The organism is Photobacterium iliopiscarium, from assembly GCF_003026395.1.
In the GTDB taxonomy this organism is placed as follows: Bacteria; Pseudomonadota; Gammaproteobacteria; order Enterobacterales; family Vibrionaceae; genus Photobacterium; species Photobacterium iliopiscarium.
Genome location: NZ_PYOO01000002.1, coordinates 155850 through 180734 on the forward strand (window position 1 = coordinate 155850; position 24885 = coordinate 180734).

The following is a 24885-nucleotide window of genomic DNA, read 5'->3' on the forward strand; positions in this document are numbered from 1 at the left end:
TAAAGCATAATTAACGCTTAACAAATGCAAGCTTAGATTGATAAGCGCTATTATCACGTTTTACCTAGATGATTGGGCTAAACATTTTTAAACCACGTTAAAGCATCATTAAATGCCATCGGTTTAGCGAAATAAAAACCTTGGCATATATTAATACCACACTGCTGCACAAACTGTTTTTCTACCTCTGTTTCAACGCCTTCAGCAACCAATATACAGCCTGTCACTTCACTTATTTTAGCCAATAGCTGATATAAATTTTTCTCACGATCATGTTCAATATTACGTAATAAGGTACGATCTAACTTTACTTTATCAAAGTTAAACTTCAATAAATGAGGAAAAGACGCATAACCTGAACCAAAATCATCAATCGCAACCGTTATTCCTAACCCTTGCAATACCTCGATATTTTCTGATACCAGTTTATCATCTTCAAGTATGGCTTCTTCTGTGATCTCTATTTCTAAGTTCAATGGTGAAACAGCATAAAAACTTAATCTTTCAAGAAGATAAGCAACAATATGTTTATCCGAAATTGTCTCTGCTGAGACATTAATTGCTACTTTACAACCATTATCAAGTGGCATTTTTTGCATATCTTTTAAAACCAAATCAATCACCATTTGATCCAACTGCTTCATTGCTCCTAATTGCTGAAAATCTTGAATAAATAATGGTGGCAATATTTTACCGTCCACATCTTTATAACGAACAAGTGATTCAAACGATAATCCTTTACCCTGATTCAAATTAATTTGAGGTTGGTAGAACATCACAAATTCACCATGACTCAACATACGACTAACACGGCGGCTAATATCATGCTTACTGACATAGCTCGTCATGGCTTGATTCACATCACCTAAAAACGATTTAAGTGTGCTACGTCCAAGCTCATATTGCTGACTTATCGATGTATTATTAGATCGGCTTTTTCCCGCATAATGCAGATAAAATGGTCGGTAAATAACAATCCCTATAACCATTACAATTATCTGTAATATAACCCCAGATAAACTGTGTTGAGTGGCAACATAACCACTCAAAAAAGGAGGCGTCATCCAATCCACAATGGTTGTCACTGGGTGCACTAATCCAAATGAAATCGCACCATATACAACAACAAAACTCACTAAAGGAACACAAACAAAAGGTACAATTAATATTGGATTAAAAATAATCGGCAAACCAAACAGTAATAATTCATTGATATTAAAAATCACTAACGGTAATGCTGATAGTGCTAATGTAATATGTCGTCTTTCTTTTGAAAATAATAAGATACAAAACAGCAGACTGATCATATTCCCAGAGCCACCCATCGATAAGAAAGCATCATAAAACCCCTGCCCTAGCACATTTAAAGGGGCTTCTCCTGCTTGCCAATCAGCAATGTTTTGTTGAGTTACTTCAAATAATTGCTGCTTTGTTCTGAAAAGAAAATTATGACCATTAATACCAATTGCACCTAATAATCCCAAAATGAATTGATAGGTTAAACCGCCGTAAAAAGTGAGTGGATTCGGAGCAATATAATTATGTATGTTTTGACTAAACGCGATCACAATCTTAATTAATTCTTCTAACCCAACGGTTAATAAAAGAAAACAAAAAAAATGCAATACATGTTTATAGAGCGTATTAACAAAATCCAACCGAGAGGGATCGAGCGGGAAAAGACGAAATGAAATACAGCATGATGCAGAAATTATTGCTGAAAGTAGTGCTACAAGTGGGTTATTAGGCAACCCATTATGATCAGAAACTAAACCATTAGGAACCGACACAGCAATTAATAACAATAATGAATATGGCACAACCACCATCGCATTAACGCCATGTTTAGTTGCAATGTAATAACTGGTGATTAAGCATAGTGCAATCGGATAAATTCCAATTAATAAATTAGAAAAATAAAAGAAATGATCCGCTAATTCACTAAAATCAACCCACTTTAACGTATACCCCACAAATAATGTAATCGCATTACAAATAATTAACGGCAGTAATAATAAAAAAACAATAGAAATATCACGGATATAATCGTTGTAATATGATTTTAATATTGATTTTTTGTTCATACATTCACAGTGGCAATAGAAAGGGCACTGGATTATATAGAGCAATTCTAAATGCTCAAGCTAAAAGAGTGTAACGAGGTATTACGCATCTAAAATAGTAATAAAAAAATACACACGTAATGTGTGTATTTTTTATTAATTAACAGTCGTTATTCATTACGCATTATTTTTTTCAAACATCTGCATAAAGTCGACCAAAGCCTGAACGCCGTCTAATGGCATCGCATTATAAATAGAAGCACGCATACCGCCAGCGACACGATGGCCTTTCAATGCTTTTAATCCTGCTATATCTGCTTGAGCTAAAAACGCCTCATCAAGATTTGGATTTTTCAATTGAAATGGTACATTCATGATTGAGCGGTTATCCGCATGAACATCATTAATGTAGAAATTAGAATGATCAATAAAATCATACAATAATTTAGCTTTCGCAAGGTTACGTTGTTCCATTGCTGCAACCCCACCGACGCTTTTAAGCCATTTAAATACTTCACCCGCTAAATACCATGCAAATGTTGGTGGTGTATTAAACATCGATTCTTTATCAACTAACACCGTATAATCTAAAATACTCGGTAAAATTGATTTAGCTTTACCTAATAAATCGTCGCGCACAATAACGATGGTTAATCCTGCTGGACCAATGTTTTTTTGAGCGCCCGCATAAATAACACCGTATTTAGACACATCAATTTGACGAGATAAAATAGTCGATGACATATCAGCGACAATCGGTTTATCCGTTATCGGTAAATCACGAATTTCAATACCGTCAATGGTTTCATTTGGACAAAAATGCACAAATGCAGCTTCGTCAGAAAGTGGCCATTCGGCTGCGGGTAAAATAGCCTTCTTACCTTCTTTTACGCAGGTAATATCAATATTATTAGGCTGACAATACTTAGACGCTTCTTCAACAGCACTGTGCGCCCAAAAACCACCATCCATATAATCGGCAGTGGTTGCTTCACCCAATAAATTTAACGGCACAGCAGCAAATTGACCACGTGCACCACCATGACAAAATAAAACATGATAATTAGCAGGAATATTCAGTAAATCCCGTAAATCTTGTTCTGATTGAGCGGCAACCGCAAGAAATTCTTTACTACGATGGCTGATTTCCATAACGGAAGTGCCTAAGCCTTGCCAATTAATTAATTCTTGCTGGGCTTGCGCCATAACATCAGCGGGGATCATTGCCGGACCGGCACAAAAGTTATAAACCTTATCCATAATGTGGTACTTGCTCCTGCTCGAGTTACAAAATAAAAATTTACTGCTTCATAAAGCTAATAGCATCACAATCAGTACTACTTTTAGCATTACAAAACAGACAGTAAAGATAAATCTCAACATTGTGACAGATATCATTCATTTATTTTTACACCTTTATTGCGCAACTTTAAAGCCTTAATTAACGATTCGTTAGTTATAACTATGAAGACAAAAAAAACGCAGCCAAATGGCTGCGTCTTATTTAGAATAAAGCACTATAATGCTTACTCTTGCTCGGTTGAATCACCTGATTCTGCATCTGTTGCTGGCAGTTCTGTATTTTCAACAGTTTCACCATCAACTAATTCAGCATCTTCAATTAATTCAACTTCTGCTGGCTCATCAATACGCTGTAGGCCAACAACTTTTTCATCTTCAACCGTACGAATAAGTGTAACACCTTGAGTATTACGACCGACACGGCTTACTTCAGCAACACGAGTTCGAACTAATGTACCACCATTGGTGATCATCATAAATTCGTCGCCGTCTTCAGCTTGAACAGCACCAACAACGCTACCGTTACGCTCAGAGACTTTAATTGAAACTACACCCTGAGTGGCACGGCTCTTCGCCGGATACTCAGCAAGGCCAGTACGCTTACCATAACCATTTTCAGTTACTGTAAGAATATCGCCTTCATTGTGTGGAACAATTAGCGAAACAACTTTATCGCCTTCAGCAAGTTTAATACCACGAACACCAGCCGCAGTACGACCCATGCCGCGAACGCCACCTTTGGTATTGCCTTCGTCGTCAATAACAACTGGGCTTTCGTAGAAACGCACTACTTTACCGTATGCTGAGAACAGCATGATATCGCAGTCACCATCAGTAACATCAACACCGATCAATGAATCGCCTTCACGTAAATTAACGGCAATAATACCGGCACTACGAGGACGACTAAAGTCAGTTAATGGTGTTTTCTTCACAGTACCATCAGCTGTTGCCATGAAGACAAACTTATCTTCTGTGTATTCACGCACTGGAAGAATAGCAGTAATACGCTCATTTTCTTCTAGTGGTAAAATATTCACAATAGGCTTACCACGAGCAGTACGGCTCGCTAATGGTAATTGGTATACTTTCAGCCAGTACATACGACCACGACTTGAGAAACATAGAATCGTATCGTGAGTATTTGCAACCAACAAACGCTCAATGAAGTCTTCTTGCTTCATGCGCGTTGCTGCTTTACCTTTACCACCACGACGCTGTGCTTCGTAATCGCTTAGAATTTGGTACTTAACGTAACCTTCGTGAGAAAGCGTTACAACAACATCTTCTTTAGGGATCAGATCTTCTAAATCAATATCATTGCTTGCTGCTGTGATTTCAGTACGACGTTCATCGTTAAACTGTTCTTTCACTAGCTCTAGTTCTTCACGGATCACTTCCATCAAACGCTCAGAGCTTGATAGAATGAACATTAGTTCAGCGATTTCTTCAAGAAGTTGCTTATATTCTTCAAGAATTTTGCCGTGTTCAAGACCTGTTAATTTATGTAAACGAAGATCAAGAATCGCTTGTGCTTGTTGTTCAGTTAAGTGGTATAGATTGTCACGAATACCAAATTGCTCTTCTAGCCAATCTGGACGTGCAGCATCTGTACCTGCACGCTCAAGCATCGCAGCAACATTACCCAACTGCCAGCCACGTGCAACTAACGCTGCTTTAGCTTCTGCTGGTGTATTTGCCTGACGAACTAATTCAATAATTTCGTCGATGTTTGCAAGAGCAAGTGCTAAACCTTCAAGAATATGAGCACGATCGCGAGCTTTACGCAATTCGAAAATAGTACGACGCGTCACCACTTCACGGCGGTGATTAACGAAGCACTTAATCATTTCTTTAAGGTTAAATATCTTTGGTTGGCCATTATCAAGCGCAACCATGTTGATACCAAATGTTGTTTGTAACTGCGTTTGAGCATAAAGATTGTTCAGAACAACTTCGCCAACCGCATCACGCTTACATTCGATAACAATACGCATGCCGTCTTTATCAGACTCATCACGTAATGCGCTAATGCCTTCCACTTTTTTATCTTTAACAAGCTCGGCAATTTTTTCAATTAAACGGGCTTTGTTAACTTGATATGGAATCTCATGAACAAGAATAGTTTCACGACCATTCTTTTCCGTTTCGATTTCAGCTTTGGCGCGCATGTAAACTTTACCGCGACCAGTATGGTAAGCATCAACAATACCTTTACGGCCATTGATCATCGCAGCTGTTGGGAAGTCTGGGCCTGGAATATATTCCATTAGCTGATCAATGGTGATGCTCTCATCATTGATATACGCTAAACAGCCGTTAATCACTTCGCCAAGGTTATGAGGTGGTATATTCGTTGCCATACCTACCGCAATACCAGAAGAACCGTTCACTAATAAGTTAGGAATCTTCGTTGGTAAAACTGCTGGTATTTGCTCGGTTCCGTCATAGTTAGGAACGTAATCAACCGTTTCTTTGTCTAAATCAGCCAATAATTCATGGGCAATTTTAGACATACGGACTTCGGTATAACGCATCGCAGCGGCAGAGTCGCCATCGATTGAACCGAAGTTACCTTGACCATCTACGAGCATGTAGCGAAGTGAGAACGGTTGTGCCATACGAACAATAGTATCGTATACAGCACTATCACCGTGTGGGTGATACTTACCGATAACATCACCTACCACACGGGCAGATTTCTTATATGCTTTATTCCAGTCATTGCCTAGCACATTCATCGCGAATAAAACGCGGCGATGCACAGGCTTAAGGCCATCACGCACATCAGGAAGAGCACGACCAACGATAACTGACATCGCATAGTCGAGATAAGAGCTTTTCAGCTCATCTTCAATATTTATGGGCGTGATCTCTTTTGCAAGATCGCTCATGGAGCCAATATCCCTCAGGTAATTTCTGTCGTATTTTTATACGTGCAAGGTGCAATAATATAGCATATTTCAGCCCTAATAGGCACATCTTTCACGACTTATGTTATGGGTAATTTAGCGGAAATTACAGAAAACAGAAACAAACATCGTCACATCTGTGGATTAACCACATCTTACTGTTTATTTATTGTTCATTATACTAACCATCCTAAACTACTCTCTTTAACCTACAGAGTATGTAACCATTTGTAAAAATAAGATGTAACACTGCTTTATAGATGGAACTGCTTAAAATTAACAAAATAAAATCAAAAATGCGACATCTGTTCATTTATTACTCGTTATTAAGCCGCACACTATCTTCGATGGCTAACCATCACCATAACGAATATGTTTTTAAAGTTACGAGTACGCTGATGTTAAAAATAACACTATCGTTCAATTGAACATTCCATGCTCTAGAGCATAAATTCACTAAGGATAAAGTGATGGGTGCAGCAATTAATATGATTGGTTTATCAATCATTGTCGGTAAATATATTTTAATGTTCATACTTGCTATTACTACCTTATTTGGTGGGGTCTTCACGCCAGAACTCATTCCAACCACAATAAGCAGTTTCAATGAGTAACTCATGATCTCGCCAAGTGATATTGCTGTACTTGGCGACCACATCCAAATAGGGTTATAGCCATCAAACTATTCTGTTAACGTTTGTCACTGTTCTTCTTTGCAACCACCACTTTATTTCGCATAATAGCGAGTATCAATTAAGGAAAATGGCACCACTAAAATGACCAAATCGCGTAATGTTGACCTTGCAGAAATCGAAAAATTCGAACAAATAGCTTCACGCTGGTGGGATCTTGAGGGTGAATTTAAACCCCTTCACCAAATTAATCCGTTACGTTTAAATTACATCATTGACCATAGCAATGGGTTATTTGGTAAAAAAGTCCTCGATGTCGGTTGTGGTGGTGGTATCTTAGCCGAGAGTATGGCAATTGAAGGTGCTGAAGTTACAGGACTCGATATGGGTAAAGAGCCATTAATGGTTGCTAAGTTACATGCTTTAGAAACAGGAACAAAACTCAACTATGTTCAATGTACAGCAGAAGAACATGCTGAACATCATCATGAAACTTATGACGTAGTAACCTGCATGGAAATGCTTGAGCATGTGCCCGATCCCGCATCGGTCATTGCTTCATGTGCTAAAATGGTCAAGCCAGGTGGACATGTTTTTTTCTCAACACTAAACCGTAATATTAAATCTTACTTATTTGCGATTGTGGGTGCTGAATACGTCATGAAACTGGTTCCAAAAGGGACACATGACCATCAAAAATTCATTCGTCCATCAGAACTTATTGCAATGGTCGATCAAACGCCGTTGCAAGATCGTCATATCATTGGGCTTCATTACAACCCTCTCACTAATACCTACAGTCTTGGTAAGAAAGTTGAAGTGAATTATATCGTTCATACGGTTAAACCCGCATAGTTAACCTAAATCACTATTCAATATTAAAGGAGATTATTTTTTCTCCTTTAAACTACATTCTACTAACAAAATTAACGATAGATATAACTTTAGCAATCAAAAAAAACCTGTAAGATCAAGGGCTATTAACACTTTATTTAGCTAAAAATTCACCACTTTACTGATTCAAATTCGCATCCAAAAAGCAATAAAAATAAATTTTATTTATCTAAAAAAATAACTTAAAAAGCATTGATTTTTACTATCTATTTGATGCTATTCGCCACATCGGTGAGTTGGTACTAACTTTTTTATTGAAATCCCCATGTTATCCACAGCTGGTCAAAAAATACCATCTTGCAAAACCACGCATTCACCACTATCTTGTAAGCACTTTCGCTCAACACCCCAACATGTAGTGTTTTTGCCGAATAACGATATTTATAATAAAGATCACATTCTTTGCTAATCTAATAGATAAATTGCAAAAAAATATCATCTGCAAGGAAAACTGGGAAAATAATAACAAATGACTCAACAACTAACAGTTACCAAGCGCAACGGTCGTAAAGAACTTATCGATCTCGACAAAATCCACCGTGTTATAGACTGGGCTGCAGAAGGCCTAGAAAATGTATCGGTCTCTCAAGTCGAACTCAAGTCGCACATCCAGTTTTATGACGGTATTCGTACTGATGATATTCACGAAACTATCATTAAAGCGGCAGCTGATCTGATTTCAGAAGAAACACCTGACTACCAATACCTTGCTGCTCGATTGGCAATTTTCCATCTTCGTAAAAAAGCCTATGGTCAATTTGAGCCGCCAACACTGTTCAACCACGTTAAAAATTTGGTTGAAAAAGGTAAGTACGATAGTCACCTATTAGACGATTACACCGAAGAAGAATTTGCGGTGATGGATACCTTTATCGATCACTGGCGCGATATGAATTTCTCTTATGCCGCGGTTAAGCAACTTGAAGGTAAATACCTCGTTCAAAACCGTGTATCAGGTGAGATTTTTGAAAGCGCACAGTTTCTTTATTTATTAATTGCAGCAGCATTATTTAATAAATATCCAAAAGAAACGCGCCTTGATTACATTAAGCGTTTTTATGATGCTTCATCAACATTCAAAATTTCATTACCAACGCCAATCATGGCTGGTGTACGTACACCAACACGCCAATTTAGCTCATGTGTATTGATTGAATGTGATGACAGCCTTGATTCAATTAATGCAACCGCAAGCTCGATTGTGCGTTATGTTTCACAACGTGCTGGCATCGGTATTAACGCAGGTCGAATTCGTGCTTTAGGTTCTGAAATTCGTGGCGGTGAAGCATTCCACACTGGTTGTATTCCTTTTTACAAATACTTCCAAACAGCGGTTAAATGCTGTTCTCAAGGTGGTGTTCGTGGTGGTGCTGCAACATTGTTCTACCCTATTTGGCACCGTGAAGTTGAATCACTGTTAGTGCTAAAGAATAACCGTGGTGTTGAAGAAAACCGTGTTCGTCATATGGACTACGGTGTACAAATTAACCGCTTAATGTATACCCGTTTAATCAAAGGCCAGAATATTTCATTATTCTCTCCTTCTGATGTTCCAGGGTTATATGATGCATTTTTTGCAGACCAAGTAGAATTTGAACGTTTATACAACTTGTATGAACAAGACGACAGCATCAAAAAACAGTCGATCAAAGCAATCGAGCTATTTTCATTATTAATGCAAGAACGTGCTTCAACGGGTCGAATCTATATTCAAAACGTTGACCACTGTAATACACACAGCCCGTTTGATCCGGCTGTTGCACCCATTCGTCAATCAAACTTATGTCTTGAGATTGCATTACCAACCAAGCCATTAAAGAATGTTGAAGATGAAGATGGTGAGATCGCATTATGCACATTATCTGCATTTAACTTAGGTGCGATTGATAGCTTAGATGATTTAGAAGAACTGGCAGAGCTAACAGTTCGTGCACTAGATGCATTGTTAGATTACCAAGATTACCCATTACCAGCGGCACGTCGTTCAACCATGAACCGTCGTACTCTGGGTGTCGGTGTAATTAACTTTGCTTACTACCTCGCTAAACATGGCGTACGTTACTCAGATGGTAGTGCTAACAATCTAACCCATGAAGCTTTTGAAGCGATTCAATATTACTTATTGAAAGCATCAATGAACCTTGCTAAAGAATACGGTGCTTGTCCGTTATTTCACGAGACCACGTATTCACAAGGTGTTTTGCCTATCGATACTTACAAAAAAGAAATCGATAATATTTGCAATGCAGAATTACATTATGATTGGGAAACATTACGCGAAGAGATCAAGACACATGGTCTGCGTAACTCAACCCTTTCAGCACTAATGCCATCAGAAACATCATCGCAAATTTCAAATGCGACTAATGGTATTGAACCACCACGTGGATACGTTTCCGTTAAGGCATCAAAAGATGGTATCCTCAAGCAAGTTGTTCCTGAGTTTGCTAAATACAAAGACAACTACGAGTTACTTTGGAACATTGGCAGCAACGATGGTTACCTACAACTTGTTGGCATTATGCAGAAATTTATTGATCAGGCTATCTCGGCAAATACTAACTACGATCCGAGTCGACAACCTGGTGGTAGAGTTCCGATGAAACTACTACTAAAAGATCTGCTTAATGCTTATAAATTAGGTGTTAAGACACTGTACTACCATAACACTCGCGACGGCGCATCAGATAGCCAAGGCGACATGAGTGGCGATGATTGTACAAGTTGTAAAATTTAAGCATTGACATTGAAAGGGAGCCATATGGCTCCCTTTGATTTGAGGATATCATGGCCTACAGTACTTTTTGTCAAACAAGCAACGATCAACTTAAAGAACCAATGTTCTTTGGTCAGTCAGTAAATGTTGCCCGTTACGATCAACAAAAATTTGAAATTTTCGAAAAACTTATCGAAAAGCAATTAAGTTTCTTTTGGCGTCCAGAAGAAGTCGATGTATCTGGTGATCGCATTGATTACAATAACTTACCAGATCATGAAAAACATATTTTCATCAGTAATTTAAAATACCAAACACTACTTGATTCCATTCAAGGCCGTAGTCCAAACGTTGCATTATTGCCTATCGTTTCACTACCAGAATTAGAAACATGGATTGAAACATGGTCGTTTTCAGAAACGATCCATTCACGTTCTTATACTCATATCATTCGTAATATCGTCAATAACCCATCGCTTATTTTTGATGATATTGTACGTAATGAACATATTATTAAGCGTGCTGGTGATATTTCTAAATACTATGATGATTTAATCGCAGCAACCAGTGACTATCACCGTTACGGTGAAGGTCAGCATTCAGCAAATGGTATTGCGTTCACTGTCGATTTACATGAACTCAAAAAGAAACTGTACTTGTGCCTAATGTCAGTCAATGCATTAGAAGCGATTCGTTTCTATGTCAGTTTTGCTTGTTCATTTGCTTTCGCTGAGCGTGAAGTAATGGAAGGTAATGCAAAAATCATTAAGCTAATTGCTCGTGATGAAGCATTACACCTAACAGGTACTCAACATATGTTGAACTTGTTACGTAATGGCCATGATGATCCACAAATGGCGATTATTGCAGCTGAATGTGAAGAAGAATGTTTCAACATCTTTAAAGCCGCAGCAGAACAAGAAAAAGAATGGGCTGAATACCTGTTCAAAGATGGCTCTATGATTGGCCTAAACAAAGAGATTTTGTGCCAATACGTCGAATATATTACTAATTTGCGCATGGCTGCTGTTGGTCTACGTTCTGCTTATGACGGTGCCAATCAAAATCCAATTCCATGGATCAACTCTTGGTTATCATCAGATAACGTTCAAGTTGCGCCTCAGGAAGCTGAAATCAGCTCATACCTTGTTGGTCAAATTGACAATGACATTAGCGCTGATGATCTTGGTGATTTTGAATTGTGAGTCAATTAACCATTACGGTTAATGGAATTAAGGTTTGTGGCAATCGCCATGAACCTTTATTAACCCAGTTAGAAAAAGCCGGTATTAAACCTGAATATCAATGTCGCAATGGCATGTGTGGCGCTTGTCGCTGTAAACTCGTTTCAGGCACCGTCACTCAATCAGATACCTTAGCCTTTGTTGGCCCAAATGAAGTATTAAGTTGTAGTTCAATACCACAACAGAATATTGAAATTAGTTTTGATTACCAATTAAATACTCAACAACCAACTAAAACTAAAATAGCCCTTTAACGTTATCTGATTATTTTGATCAAGATAAACAATAAAGAGCTATTTTTTATTGTCTGTAAGTGGGTAACTAACTACTTCACACACATTACATGATAAACACCATCTTCAACTTCAGTCCCTTCCGTTTCATGTTCAAAGCCTGGGAATTCTTTATCCCAAATTTCTAAACTATGCAAATAACCGATTTGAGGGCTATTGGCATCACCAAAGTTCTCACCAGACATTAGCATCGGAATACCCGGTGGATAAGGAATAACGGCATTTGCAGCAATACGTCCTTGGAGTTTATTGGATGGTACCATTTCAACATTATCATCCACTATCGCTTCAAATGCTGCACGAGGTGTAATATCCGCTTTTGGTAACGTCGAATAAGCCGCATTCAACATTTCTGATGGGGTATGGGTTTTTAAATAAGTAAACATTTTGTCACCCAAATCTTTCAGCCCTAAATCACCATACACTTTCGGATGACTCGCAGCCAAATCAGGTAACACTGATTTTAATGGGGTATTGTTGTCATAATGGGTTTTAAAACTCAGCAAGGTATTAACTAAAGTCGCCCACTTACCTTTGGTTATCCCCATTGAGAATAAGAACATCACTTGAAAATCCGTGGTACGGGTTGGCACAATACCAAAACGGGTTAAATATTGGGTCACTAACGCGGCGGGAACACCAGTATCAAGTAACTTGCCATCATCCCCCATTCCTGGCGCTAAGATACTGACCTTAATCGGATCGAGCATGCACCAATCTTTAGGAATATCGTCAAAACCATGCCACTTATCGCCCGGTTTCATGATCCAAAAATCTTGTGTTGTTGCTAATAATTCTGCAGGAGCATCCTCAAAACCATATTCAATCCCAGTATCAGGATCAATAATAGATTCTGCATTCCATGGTTTAAAGAACCAATCACCATCAGCGACAAACTCACGGTGTAAACGTCCCATTGCCTGACGATAATCTACCGCTTCTTTGATAACTTCATTGGTTAATGATTCACCACGGTTACCCGCCATTTGTGACACTGCAATATCATTTGAAACACTAATAGCATATAGTGGCGATGTAGTTGCATGCATCATGTATGACTGATTAAAGCGTTCAAAATTAATATGATCTTTACCATAGCGTACATGAATCCATGATGCTTGAGAAAGCGCATTTAATAATTTATGGGTTGAATGAGTGGCAAAAACCGTTGGCCCGTCGTCTGGCATTTCTTGAGGCTCACCTCGCATAGCAAAATGATCGGTATAAATAGGGTTGAAACGTGCATAGCCATACCATGCTTCATCAAAGTGAATACGGTTACTACTCTCACTTAAAATATCTTGTGCGCGCTTTGCGTTGTAACATAAACCATCATAAGTACAATTTGTAACAACAGCATATGTGGCCATTCCACCCGCAAGATCTTTTGTTAGTTCGCTACTTTGTGCCGATTTTTTTAACCCTTCAGGTGACATTTGATCGGGATAAATCGGACCAATAATGCCGTAGCGATTTCGGGTTGGCACCATATAAACAGGCAATGCCCCGGTTAACATCAACCCCTGTTCAATCGATTTATGGCAATTTCGATCACAAATTGCGAGCGTATTTTCGCGCATACAAATCTGCATGATAGTGCGATTAGCACCTGAAGTACCCGTTACCAAGGAATAAGATTTATCAGCACCAAAGACTTTGGCGGCATAGTCTTCACTTTCACCAAAAGCCCCCGTATGATCAAGTAATGATCCTAAAGAACCTCGCTCAATCCCCATATCTGAACGGAACAGCCCTTCACCATAATAATTATAAAACCGCTGACCTTCAGGTGTTTTTAGAAAACCGACCCCGCCTTGATGACCCGGTGCCGCCCATGAGTATTCATGAATACTGTCGTACTTCATCATTGCATTGGCGAGTGGCGGTAATAATTGATCACGGTAGCGTTGCATAGCCGCAATCGCTCGACCCGCCATAAAATCAGAAGTGTCTTCTAAAATCCATGCAAATTCACTCACTAATGACATCAAATGACGATCAACTGTTAAGGTCATTTTCTTTCGTTCAGCAAGTAAGAAAACAGGAACACCTTGTTGACGTTGATTTAATTTTTCAATGAGAGAAAAGAACATATCATTCTCTTCTTGCTGTTTCCCCGTCATACTTGAAGTCAACATAAAGCAATCAACAGCCATATTGACATTAAGCATTGAGTAACAGTCATCGTAGGTAGATGCTTTGGCGACAATAATTGATTCATCTTCAAATTGTTCAACTAATCGGTCAATGGCATTTGCAACAACACCCGTAGCTTGAGAGTTATCAAAAATTAATACTCTCATATGCTTACCATAATTCAACATATACAATCCTTTTATATCAGACTAATAATTAACATTTCGTGTAATACAATTAAACTTACGATGACACTTTATTATTTACCGTTTCACGACTCGCAATAAACCCATAAAAGAAATAACCAAGTAACGTAATGATAGCGCCATAGAATACAGCTTCTTCACCAGTAGAATATGCACCATATATACTATATAGAACGGCAACAGAACCAATAATAATACCGTTCTTATATTCTTTTTGATTAACGTCTGCATTCTTCATAATAATACCGAGTGCAGTTAATGCTAATACATAAGGCACCATATTTATAAATACAGCTAAATTTACTAATACATTGAATTGTTTTAATAAGGTTGGAGAAATAGTCATAATCGCAAGGATTAATTCAAAGGCTAGCATAATCATCATGCCTTTAAATGGCGCATCATATTTATTTACATCCCCAAAAATTTTGGGGAATAAACGCATATCAGCAGCCACTTTAGAAACCTGAGCATTAGTAAATTGCCACCCAAGCAATGAACCTAAACAAGCCATGATTGCCATTGCGGTAATAACCTCACCGACTAATGGGCTAAACATTTGTGCAAAAACAAGCCCAAAAGGAGAATCCGATTTCGCTAATACTTCATTAGGAATAATGCCTTGAATAACGGTCGTTGAAGCAATATAGGTTGCCGCAGAAAATACAGTCGCTAGCATACATGCTAATGGTACATTACGTTTTGGATTCTCAACTGTACCGGAGTTAGCACCCGCAGATTCAATGCCTAAAAAAGCCCACAATGTTAGCGCCATACCTGAATAAATCGCACTACCAACCGAGATATCATGCGGATTCCAAGCTTCTTCAAACACTTGAGCATCAAACCAAAACCAGCCAATAATCGATAAGCCCAACACTGGAATAATAATACCCCATACCGTTATTGTGGATATTTGTCCGGTTATTTTAGCGCCCTTAACATTAGCAAACATCGTAATAATTAAAATAGAAATAACCCCAACAAAAGTATGTATTGGGGTTTCTTTTAACCACGGAATAAAATATTCCAAGTAGCCAACACATGACACTGCGATGGCTACAGCACTAATAACAAGACACACATAGTAAGTATAAGAGGCAATAAAAAAACTGGATTTACCATGTGCTTTTTCTGCATAAGCGGACATACCACCATCGTCAGTACAATACATTCCACACTTAGCAAAAGCATAAGCAATCGCCAATGCACCAATGGCAGTAACAACCCATGCAAGTAACGCTATTCCCCCCGTAGCGGCTAAACTTGAGGGTAATAATATTATCCCCGATCCCATCATATTAACGGTCACTATGGTTGTTAATCCCATAAGTCCCATTTTGTTATTATTTGAACTCATAACGTGAACTACCTTCTAGCTTATTTAATTACATTTAAAACACTATTATTTATATGGGATTACCCATCGCTGTGTTATGTCGAAATAAGTATAATTTAAAATATGAAGGTAGGTTTATTTGTTAATGACATATTCTAATATTTTGACTAATATATAATTAAATAAGTTTTTTTTTGCGTATTTCTATTTTTTGAACTAAGTTACTTTGTCATTTATTTAATAATCAACAATTAATACCCACAAAAAAAAAGCGTATAAAAGAAATTTTCTTCTATACGCTATAATATATTATTAATTACAGAGTTATTTTATTTTAAATGTCGCAATAATGTCAGCATTCTTATTTTTAACACTTAGTATATTATTATTAATACTGTAATTAGCAAATTCAGGTAATGACGCTAAGAACGCTTGCTCTAACTCCATACCTTCCATACACATTTTACGCGTTGACGCAGCCTGACCAACGGTTAGCGTTGTTGCAGTCTGAGCTTCTAGTGTGCCATGGAAATTATTACAACCCGCAAAACCATTAACACTGTTAGTCGTTGCATCAAACTGAATAAATGCACTATCACCACCAGCACCAGGTTTCACTGCTTGGCCTGATAATGTCACTAATTGCCATTGTGGCCCAGCAAGTGTGGGTTGATTAGCTTGTGGCGCTACATTTTGAGGTGGCGCAACACGATCTAATTTAACCTCTAATGGCTGTTTTGCATCAGTTGCAAACGGATCCATCGTTGACGTTGAAGTCATGATCAATTTATCATCAACCTTCACGGTTGCACGTACACTATAACGATGGTTTGCTTGCACTTTATTTGCATCATAATTTAGCGTTACAGGATAAGGTGGAGCACCCGCAATATCCATTGATTCAGTGCTCAATGTTACAGATGGAGCATCGGCAAGCGACACATCTTCAAGAGTAACATTCAATACCGCACCGGGTGGCAACATACGGCGATCTAAATAAATAACACTAACATTCAAAGGTTTCATATCAGCTTTCTCTGCTTTAACAACAGCAGTAGGTTGCTGAGGTGCCTTAACGGTCGCTTCATTATCATTACATGCTTGTAGCATTAATGCTGATAACATTACTGATGTTGCTAATACTACTTTTTTCAATTTGAAAGCCATTATTTTTCCTTAAATTTATGTCTGCTTATTTGAAGAAATTACTCTGCTTATTTTTAAGTTACTAATCATTAATATAACCACTGTTCATATAATACAAGCGTTGATTAGCAACTAATCTGATTGAATGTTAGCATTTATTTTTCCAATAATACAGCATTCAAAATCATGAACAAACAGGTATAAAGCCAACAATTATAATAGACTTATACTATAGACGTTCGCTTGCAACACGATCTAATGATTCATAAAAACCAAACACATCTTTATGTTGTAAATAGCGACGTAACATATCAAACATAACGGTTGCAATAATCCAACGTCGATTATAATTATTATATTGACGCTTAAACATTAACTGCTGACACCAACTACCATCAGGTGTTGTCAGCCCTAACATAAACCCATCGCCAGTTAATGAAGGCCCTGTCGTTAGCGTATAAGTTGCGGGAGCATGTAGATGTAATCGCTGTGCACGTAATGCAATTAAAGTTGATAATTCATTAGCACAAGCATGCTCATCAATATCATCGGCCATCACTTCACTCACCGCTAATCGAGCACTCAATGAAGGTACATCTTGAAGCCAATTAATGGCAAAGCCACCAGAGCTTTGTTCTGACAATGCTAGCGTTGCATCATCCGTTAATAAGTCCGCAATGGCGTTCAGTAAACCCTCTCCCTCACCCACAATATTATCACCAAGTAGCTCCGTCATTTGCGCCAATAAAGCAGGTACCTGATCCTCACTTTGGGGTGCAAATAACTTTATTTCGATAAAGGGTAACGATGAGCGATATCCCAAACTACATGTTTCAGGCACAATTAATGGTTGAAAAAGATCACTAATAGCCGATTCAGATAAGCCATAAGTATAAAGACGATGACAAACTTTATTATCCGTGACATTAAACATGGTCTTCAAGCGTGGCAAAATTTGATCATTCACCATGACTTTAAATTCACTGGGTACTCCTGGAGTGAAAAATAACCACGCACGATTTAATTGCATCATAAACCCACAAGCAGTACCAACAGGGTTATCAATTAACTCAGCGCCTTCGGGTAACATCGCTTGTTTAAGATTAGCCGCAGGCATCTCTCGTCCCACTTGCTTATATTTAGCTGTCATTTCATCGACCCAAGCATCTGATTGCTCAAGCCCAACATTAGCCGCCATTGCAGCAGACGCTGCGGTAAGATCATCAGATGTTGGTCCTAAGCCACCATTCACAATCACAATATCAGCACTTAAACTGCACATTTCTATTTCTTTTGCGAGTGCTTCATAATTATCACCAACAGTGACTCGACGCGTCATTGCAAAGCCTTGTTCAAAAAACTGCGCCGATAACCATGCTGCATTAGTATCGGTAATATCGCCATACAGCACTTCTTCGCCCGTACTGATCATCACTACATTGAGCATGGTTGTATTTCCTATAATAATTATAAATTTAAGACAGTTTATGCCGAACCTTGCATCATGGATAGAATATTATGCATCATCATTATTATTGATTTATTTTTTATTACCCACTTATGACTGTAAAGATTAATTTACACAATAAAGATAAGTTGACAGCTACAACCTCTATCGATAATGTAGCCGTTAACAACTAATTACCGTTAATTAGTGATTATTTCTAGCTTAGAGAGAATGAACGTGCCAATTATTTATCCTAATACTGCCTATCGATAGCCACAGTGGCTAAATCTAGGTGTAAACATTTTAAAACACTTCATCTCGATTATGCCATTGTGGCCTGCTTTATATATAGGGAGCGACCACAGGTATATGCATACCCCTCCCCTAGTTAAGTTTTTATCCTTCAGGGAGCGACATAATCATGTCTTTAAATAAAACATTCGGCAGTATGCTGATCATTGCGGGCACAACTATAGGTGCTGGAATGCTAGCCCTTCCTCTCGCATCAGCAGGGTTAGGATTTACAACCGCAACAACTATCATGATCGGTATTTGGGCATTAATGACTTACACTGCATTATTAATGCTAGAAGTTCACCAACATGCAGATCCTTCTGCGACATTAAATACGTTAGCGCACCAATTATTAGGCCGTAAGGGTCAAACCATCGCAACATTGGCTATGTTCTTTTTATTCTACGCATTATGCGCGGCCTACATTGCAGGTGGTGGTAGCCAGTTAAGTGAAAAATTATCAAGCTGGACAGGTACATCAATTGCCCCTCAGATTGGCGCCATCATTTTCACGGTCGCGATTGCAAGTGTCGTATCTATTGGCACACACAGTGTCGATATGGTTAACCGTATCCTTTTCACTGCAAAAGTCATCGCACTGGCGATAATGCTCGGATTATTACTGCCACATGTTCAAGGACAGCATCTGGTTGAAATGCCAATAGAAAAAGGCTTAATTTTATCCGCCTTACCCGTTGTTTTTACATCTTTTGGCTTTCATGGCAGCATTCCTTCAATTGTCCGTTACATTGGCATTGATATCAAAGCGCTGAAAAAAATCATGATTTTTGGCTCGGCATTGCCATTAATGGTGTACATTTTATGGCAATTGGCTAGCCAAGGCATTATGGGTCAACCTCAATTAATGGCTAACAGTACGCTTGGGGCATTCATTGGTAGTTTAAGCCAATTACTCCATAATCCGATGGTAGGCCAATCAGTCTCTATCTTTGCCGATCTTGCATTAGCAACATCATTCCTTGGCGTGAGCTTAGGGCTATTTGATTTTCTGGCTGATACCCTTAATCGTGGTAATCACTTTGCGGGTCGCGGACAAACGGCGCTAATTACATTTTTGCCACCACTTGCATTTGCTGTGTTCTACCCACAAGGGTTTATCATGGCATTAGGTTACGCTGCCATTTCATTGGTTATTTTGGCCATATTCTTACCCGTTGCGATGGTTAGCGCACAACGTAAAGCACAACAAGCTAAAAATCACCCATCAGGCTATGTTGTAAAAGGTGGCTCACTCTCTTTAGCTATTGTAACGATCATCGGTATTATTATTATTACCGCTCAGTTATTACAAATGATTGGAATAATACCTGCGGTAGGTTAATTATATTGTTTGATTACCACTATTTAACAGTAATCATTAAATAGTCTCCTATACTTTAATATATTGAAGTATAGGAGCAACATCATATTTAATAATATAATCTAATTTCAAGAATGCCTCTCTACACGCGAATTTATACTGGGCAAAAAAACGATATAAAGAACGTTTATTTAATCTACGTTAAAAAAGGATAAAACGCGCTATCAATATGATAGCTACATTTCATGGGTAGATACAATGACTGTTAAAAACTCGATTAAAGAGCAACATATTCAATTCGCTGATTAAATGCGGTGCACAATTACCATCGATACCAAAGAAGTTATTAACATTGACTGAGTCACAATGATAATCAAGTAAAACTAAACATTATTTATATTTAACAACGCGACCATTATCAGTGAGTCCATTCGTTATAAATACTTTACCTTGATTTGAGATCAATACAGCTTCAATATCAACCTGATGATTAAGGTAAAAGAGAGCATCATCTATAGAGGGTAAAAAGCCTGCGGTACTCCATATTTCACCATCAACAGACAGCTTTGAAATAATCGTCACGCTCGCGATATTGCTTGAGATAGGCCTCCCTTTTTGCCCATCAAGAAGGTGATGGTATCGCTGACCATTGTATTCAAAATATCGTTCATTAATGCCAGACGTTACCATTGAATAATCTCGTAAAGGTACAACTCGACAGATATCGCCACACGAAGTAGCCAGCGGGTTTTGAATACCAACATTCCATGTTTGAGAGATATTCTCAGGCGAATAACCAATAGTCAGTACATTACCACCAAGATTAATAAAGCCGTGCTCGACCCCGTTAGCAGTAAGAAAATCTTTTATCCGATCAGCAAAATACCCCTTGGCGATAGCACCTAAATCTATCTGCATGCCAACTTGAGAAAGGTATACCGACTGATAGTCATCATCTAGGATAATTTTTGACGGATCAACAAGTTGTAATTTTTCCGCAAGCTCCGCATCAGTGGGAAACTTGGCATCTTTAAAACCGATATGCCATGCTTTTACCAGTGGCCCAATCGCCACATTAAACGGATTTAGAGGATCGACACTGATCGATTTTGATTTCTTAATCAGCGCATAAAGATCCGGCTTTACACGGACAGGTCGAATGCCTGCGTGGTTGTTGACACGCATAAGTTCAGATTGCGCCTGATTAACCGTAAAACGTTGAGTAAACTCTTGAAGTTGCAGATAACATTCTTTGATCAAATCTTCACCACGGTCATGATAAACCACAAGATCAATAAAAGTTCCCATCATAGGAAAACGCGTTTTAAAACAGTGCATTAAATCTATACTCATCGAACAGTAAAAAGGGAAGCACATGCTTCCCTTTTGTCTCATTAAACGCGGTTAGATACGCTATCACCGGCTATACGGCCATACGTGAAGATATCTATCAACGCATTACCACCTAAACGGTTACCAGCATGAATACCACCTGTTACTTCACCCGCGGCATATAGCCCAGAAATTGGTGCCCCAGTTTTATCCAATACACACGCTTTAGTATTGATCTTCAAGCCACCCATCGTGTGGTGAACCGATGGCTTACGTGGTGTTGCATAGAACGGTGCTTTTTCCACTTTTAAGCCAAGTGCGCCTTTGTGGAATTCAGGATCACGCCCTTCATCAACGTAGCTGTTATAACGGCGAATCGTTTCTGTTAACGCTTCTGTTGGTACATTAATTTTCTGAGCTAATTCTTCAATTGAATCCGCTTTAATAATAATACCTTCTTCGATCTCACGCTCAATAGTTTCATCTGTGGTGTTAGCCGCCGTTTTACGGATAGCTTCATCAGCAATCATGTAAACCACACCACCATTGTCAAAGAATGAGCGAGAAAGCACATCTCGACTTTCACATTCATCGACAAAACGCTTGCCTTGATTGTTAACAAAGACAAAGTTTTCAGGTGGAACAATAAGACCCGTTAATAACGCACCAGATTTAGGATCACCAATCGGCATTAACTGAACATATTCCATGCCCACTAAATCGGCACCTACTTTTTCACCGATTTCAATACCATCACCAATAAGTGCAGGTGAGTTGGTTGTTTTAATATCATCGGCAATCTCGTTCCAGTAGTTGTTGTATTTTTGCAGCATTTTCGTGTTTGCACCAAAACCACCAGAAGCCAGTACAACACCACAATTAGTGGTCAAAATATATTTTGTACCGTTTGCATGAGTTGCTTTAATACCAACAACTTTTCCATCATCAACAATCAATTCTTCAGCTCGCACATCCGTAATGATATGTCCACCTTGGGCAATCACTTGCTTTTGCAGTTTTTCGACAAACTCAACACCTTTAGGACGATTCGGTTTGTGCGCACGGCGCCATAAAGCACCAACAGCGATATCCACCATGCCACGGTTAAAGTCGATGCCTTTTTCAGTTAACCAATCAATCGATTCCATCGCACGACTTGTTAACGTCTGTACCAAATCGTATTGACCGTGAATTAGCTCACCATTAAGGTTAGTGCGTTTACCACCTAGGTATGTCTGAATTAGGTGCAGTTCAACTGAATCAAACAGGTAATTTTTCCCACTTTCAGTATCAAGGAAATAGTTTGCCAATTGATCTTTCAGTGTACGGAAATCGGCAAGATATTCTTCTGCAATGTCTGACTCAGGTGTAGCGGCAATCGCTTTAAGGTAATCCACTTCACCAGCAATCGCAGGGAAATCTTTTACCCACTTAGGCTCTGCTGCATTCACCCAACCGCCTGTACGTACAGTGTTACCACCAACAGCAGGGTATTTTTCAAGCAAAATAACAGATTTGCCATTATCCAAAGCGGTAAGCGCTGCACTTAAACCTGCGCCACCGCCACCAACAACAACAACATCGACAGTTTTTTCGATAACTTCTGTTGACCATTCAACCGCTTCACGTGCTTTACAACGAAGCGCTTCAGAGTTACCACCCGCTAAATCAACAGCCTCTGATACACCATCAATCACAGCTTGGCTACTGACTGTCGCCCCAGAAATCACATCAATATTTAGAGTTTGACCATCCATAATTTGTTGAGGAATACGCTCAAACGCAGGATTTGCAATTCCGTCTGACTCTTTTGAAGAATCAACGATAATATCGAGGATCTTGTCGTCTGAGAACGTCACTGTTACCGGTAGTTTGCCATTGTGCCCGTAGCCATAAGCGATGTACTCACCAGGCTCAAAGCTGATCTCAACATTTTGTAATTCTTTAATACGCTGGTGCTTTAATGCCTCAGCCTTACTATCAACAATCATGTAATCCATGATCTCCCAAAGCGGTGTTGGGATCTTTAGTTGATGTTGTTGCTCGATATCAGCGAATTCGGCACATTCTTCACCATTAATTGCTTTTGTCGCCCATGTTGGCTCAACAAGGAAACCTTTACCCACACTCACCATGTCGTAGCCTTGCGCTAACGCTTGATTAGCATCAGAACGCTGAGCGATACCACCAACACCTATTACAGGTATTTTGGCAACATTTTCAGACTCAAGCGCATGGTATTTACGAATAAGTAGTTCTTTATCTTCAGGGGTTACAATCGAATTGCGAGCATAATTCCCCATAGAAAAATGAAAATAATCAAGACCACTCATCGCCAACTTATCAAGCAAGTACATGGTATCTTCGAAACGAATACCAGGCTCTTCGATTTCTTCAGGAGAAAAACGGTAACCAATAATAAAGTCGGTTAACTGATGTTGTGCCACGGCTTTCTTCGCTTCATTTAATACAGCAAGAGGAAATGCAGTCCGCTTTTCAATATCACCGCCCCATTTATCATTTCGACGGTTTGAGTGCGGAGAGAAGAACTGTTGAATAATGTATGTATTAGCGCCATGGATCTCAACCCCATCAAAACCCGCAACGATTGCACGATTAACAGCATTACCAAAAGCATCAATCATGAAACCAATTTGTTCTTTTGTCATCTCAAGAGGTGTTTCTGCATTGTCACGAAGTGCAGCAACAGGGCTAGCTGAAATAGGCTGATGGCCGCCATTGTATTCACCATTTGCCATGCGTCCTGCATGGTATATTTGAAGAATAGCCTTTGAACCTTTCTCTTTAATTGCCGACGCTAACTTCTTAAGCCCTGAAATCTTACTATCGGTATTAATGCCCAATGCACCGGGGAAAGCCCTTCCATAATTTTCAACAAACGCACTTTCAACAATGACTGCGCCAGCATCACCTGAACGAGCAGCATAATAGTTGATCATTTCTTGCGTAACACCACCATCAAAAAAAGCAGATTGAATAGTCATGGGTGCCATTACAATGCGATTTTTAAGTTTAGCTTGTGATAAGCCTAATTGAATTTCATCTGTTAAATTATTCACTGATTCATATTCCAATATAAATTAATACTTATATAAAAAATCACTAAATATACAAATGGCTTTAAGTGATTTTTGAAATAAGAATTGAAGCAATTAAGTAACAATGAATAAAATTACTACAAGGGCGGCTTATAGTAAAATGATACATCTGCATTTAATTTATGCACAATACTCATAAACCCATTAATATTTATTATTTTAATTCAACATTAACAATTAAATAAAAACAAGGCAACACAAGCCCGCTTATTGGCATTATTTAACAACCATATTTAAATAATCTCTTATACGTTAATATATTAAAGTGTATGAGTAACATAATACCTAAAACGTCATTTAATCCGCATTGAAATAATAGTAAAATGCGCTATTAATATGAAGCCGCTTTTCATGGATATATACCATGATTGGTAATGTTAAAAATTCGATAAAAGGGACATATTACGCAATTAAAGAAAAATATATTCCTCGTTATCTTGATGAATTCTGTTTTAGGTTTAATTATCAGTACCTAGTTGAAGACACATT

The 24885-nt window shown here is 38.5% G+C and carries 15 protein-coding genes and 1 pseudogene; 7 read left to right on the forward strand and 9 right to left on the reverse strand.

Features of this window, described 5'->3' with window-relative positions:
• Window positions 1–77 precede the first annotated feature (77 nt).
• The 3 genes from C9J51_RS04065 to gyrA form a co-directional block, all read right to left on the reverse strand.
• Window positions 78–2084 carry an EAL domain-containing protein gene (locus C9J51_RS04065; protein WP_107274876.1) on the reverse strand — a complete coding sequence of 669 codons (2007 nt, stop codon included), beginning with the start codon at window positions 2082–2084 and terminating at the stop codon, window positions 78–80.
• Between the two features lie 156 nt (window positions 2085–2240).
• Window positions 2241–3323: a 3-phosphoserine/phosphohydroxythreonine transaminase gene (serC, locus tag C9J51_RS04070; RefSeq protein WP_045035636.1), complete on the reverse strand. Its 1083-nt coding sequence runs from the start codon at window positions 3321–3323 to the stop codon at window positions 2241–2243.
• A 266-nt stretch (window positions 3324–3589) separates the two neighbouring features.
• Window positions 3590–6259 carry a DNA topoisomerase (ATP-hydrolyzing) subunit A gene (gyrA, locus tag C9J51_RS04075; RefSeq protein WP_045035637.1) on the reverse strand — a complete coding sequence of 890 codons (2670 nt, stop codon included), beginning with the start codon at window positions 6257–6259 and terminating at the stop codon, window positions 3590–3592.
• 488 nt (window positions 6260–6747) lie between these two features.
• Here gyrA and C9J51_RS19460 point away from each other — a divergent pair, with 488 nt between their 5' ends.
• The 5 genes from C9J51_RS19460 (at window position 6748) to yfaE (ending at window position 12017) form a co-directional block, all read left to right on the forward strand.
• A complete protein-coding gene (locus tag C9J51_RS19460) occupies window positions 6748–6891 on the forward strand; it encodes a hypothetical protein (protein WP_164838136.1) in 144 nt (47 codons plus the stop codon).
• Between the two features lie 162 nt (window positions 6892–7053).
• Entirely contained in the window at window positions 7054–7764 is a 711-nt protein-coding gene (ubiG, locus tag C9J51_RS04080; RefSeq protein WP_045035638.1) for a bifunctional 2-polyprenyl-6-hydroxyphenol methylase/3-demethylubiquinol 3-O-methyltransferase UbiG, read from the forward strand.
• Window positions 7765–8272: 508 nt separating this feature from the next.
• On the forward strand, window positions 8273–10540 hold the full coding sequence (gene nrdA, locus C9J51_RS04085; protein WP_045035639.1) for a class 1a ribonucleoside-diphosphate reductase subunit alpha: 2268 nt from the start codon (window positions 8273–8275) through the stop codon (window positions 10538–10540).
• A 50-nt stretch (window positions 10541–10590) separates the two neighbouring features.
• Window positions 10591–11724, forward strand: coding sequence for a class Ia ribonucleoside-diphosphate reductase subunit beta (gene nrdB / locus C9J51_RS04090; protein ID WP_045035640.1), 1134 nt, complete (start codon window positions 10591–10593; stop codon window positions 11722–11724).
• Complete coding sequence (gene yfaE, locus C9J51_RS04095) at window positions 11721–12017, forward strand: class I ribonucleotide reductase maintenance protein YfaE (protein ID WP_107237430.1); 297 nt, start codon at window positions 11721–11723, stop codon at window positions 12015–12017. Before nrdB ends, yfaE begins: the two co-directional genes overlap by 4 nt.
• Before the next feature lie 71 nt (window positions 12018–12088).
• Here the strand turns inward: yfaE and adiA are convergent, their stop codons facing one another.
• The 4 genes from adiA to C9J51_RS04115 form a co-directional block, all read right to left on the reverse strand.
• On the reverse strand, window positions 12089–14380 hold the full coding sequence (gene adiA / locus C9J51_RS04100; RefSeq protein WP_045039345.1) for an arginine decarboxylase: 2292 nt from the start codon (window positions 14378–14380) through the stop codon (window positions 12089–12091).
• Between the two features lie 55 nt (window positions 14381–14435).
• Window positions 14436–15758 carry a putrescine-ornithine antiporter gene (potE, locus tag C9J51_RS04105; protein WP_045035643.1) on the reverse strand — a complete coding sequence of 441 codons (1323 nt, stop codon included), beginning with the start codon at window positions 15756–15758 and terminating at the stop codon, window positions 14436–14438.
• Window positions 15759–16061: 303 nt separating this feature from the next.
• A complete protein-coding gene (locus C9J51_RS04110) occupies window positions 16062–16904 on the reverse strand; it encodes an META domain-containing protein (RefSeq protein WP_045039344.1) in 843 nt (280 codons plus the stop codon).
• A gap of 208 nt (window positions 16905–17112) precedes the next feature.
• A complete protein-coding gene (locus tag C9J51_RS04115; RefSeq protein WP_052667770.1) occupies window positions 17113–18330 on the reverse strand; it encodes a CinA family nicotinamide mononucleotide deamidase-related protein in 1218 nt (405 codons plus the stop codon).
• A gap of 421 nt (window positions 18331–18751) precedes the next feature.
• Here C9J51_RS04115 and C9J51_RS04120 point away from each other — a divergent pair, with 421 nt between their 5' ends.
• Entirely contained in the window at window positions 18752–19966 is a 1215-nt protein-coding gene (locus C9J51_RS04120; RefSeq protein WP_045035645.1) for an aromatic amino acid transport family protein, read from the forward strand.
• A 369-nt stretch (window positions 19967–20335) separates the two neighbouring features.
• On the opposite strand, the gene C9J51_RS04125 is transcribed toward C9J51_RS04120, so the two are convergent.
• Together C9J51_RS04125 and C9J51_RS04130 are read right to left on the reverse strand one after the other, a co-directional pair.
• The gene (locus C9J51_RS04125) at window positions 20336–21283 is read right to left on the reverse strand and encodes an FAD:protein FMN transferase (RefSeq protein WP_082301438.1); all 948 of its coding nucleotides are present in this window, start codon (window positions 21281–21283) and stop codon (window positions 20336–20338) included.
• Between the two features lie 56 nt (window positions 21284–21339).
• Complete coding sequence (locus tag C9J51_RS04130) at window positions 21340–24357, reverse strand: flavocytochrome c (RefSeq protein ID WP_045039342.1); 3018 nt, start codon at window positions 24355–24357, stop codon at window positions 21340–21342.
• A gap of 385 nt (window positions 24358–24742) precedes the next feature.
• Here C9J51_RS04130 and C9J51_RS04135 point away from each other — a divergent pair.
• Window positions 24743–24880 (forward strand): annotated as a pseudogene (locus C9J51_RS04135) (transposase); the annotation flags it as partial.
• Window positions 24881–24885: the final 5 nt, after the last annotated feature.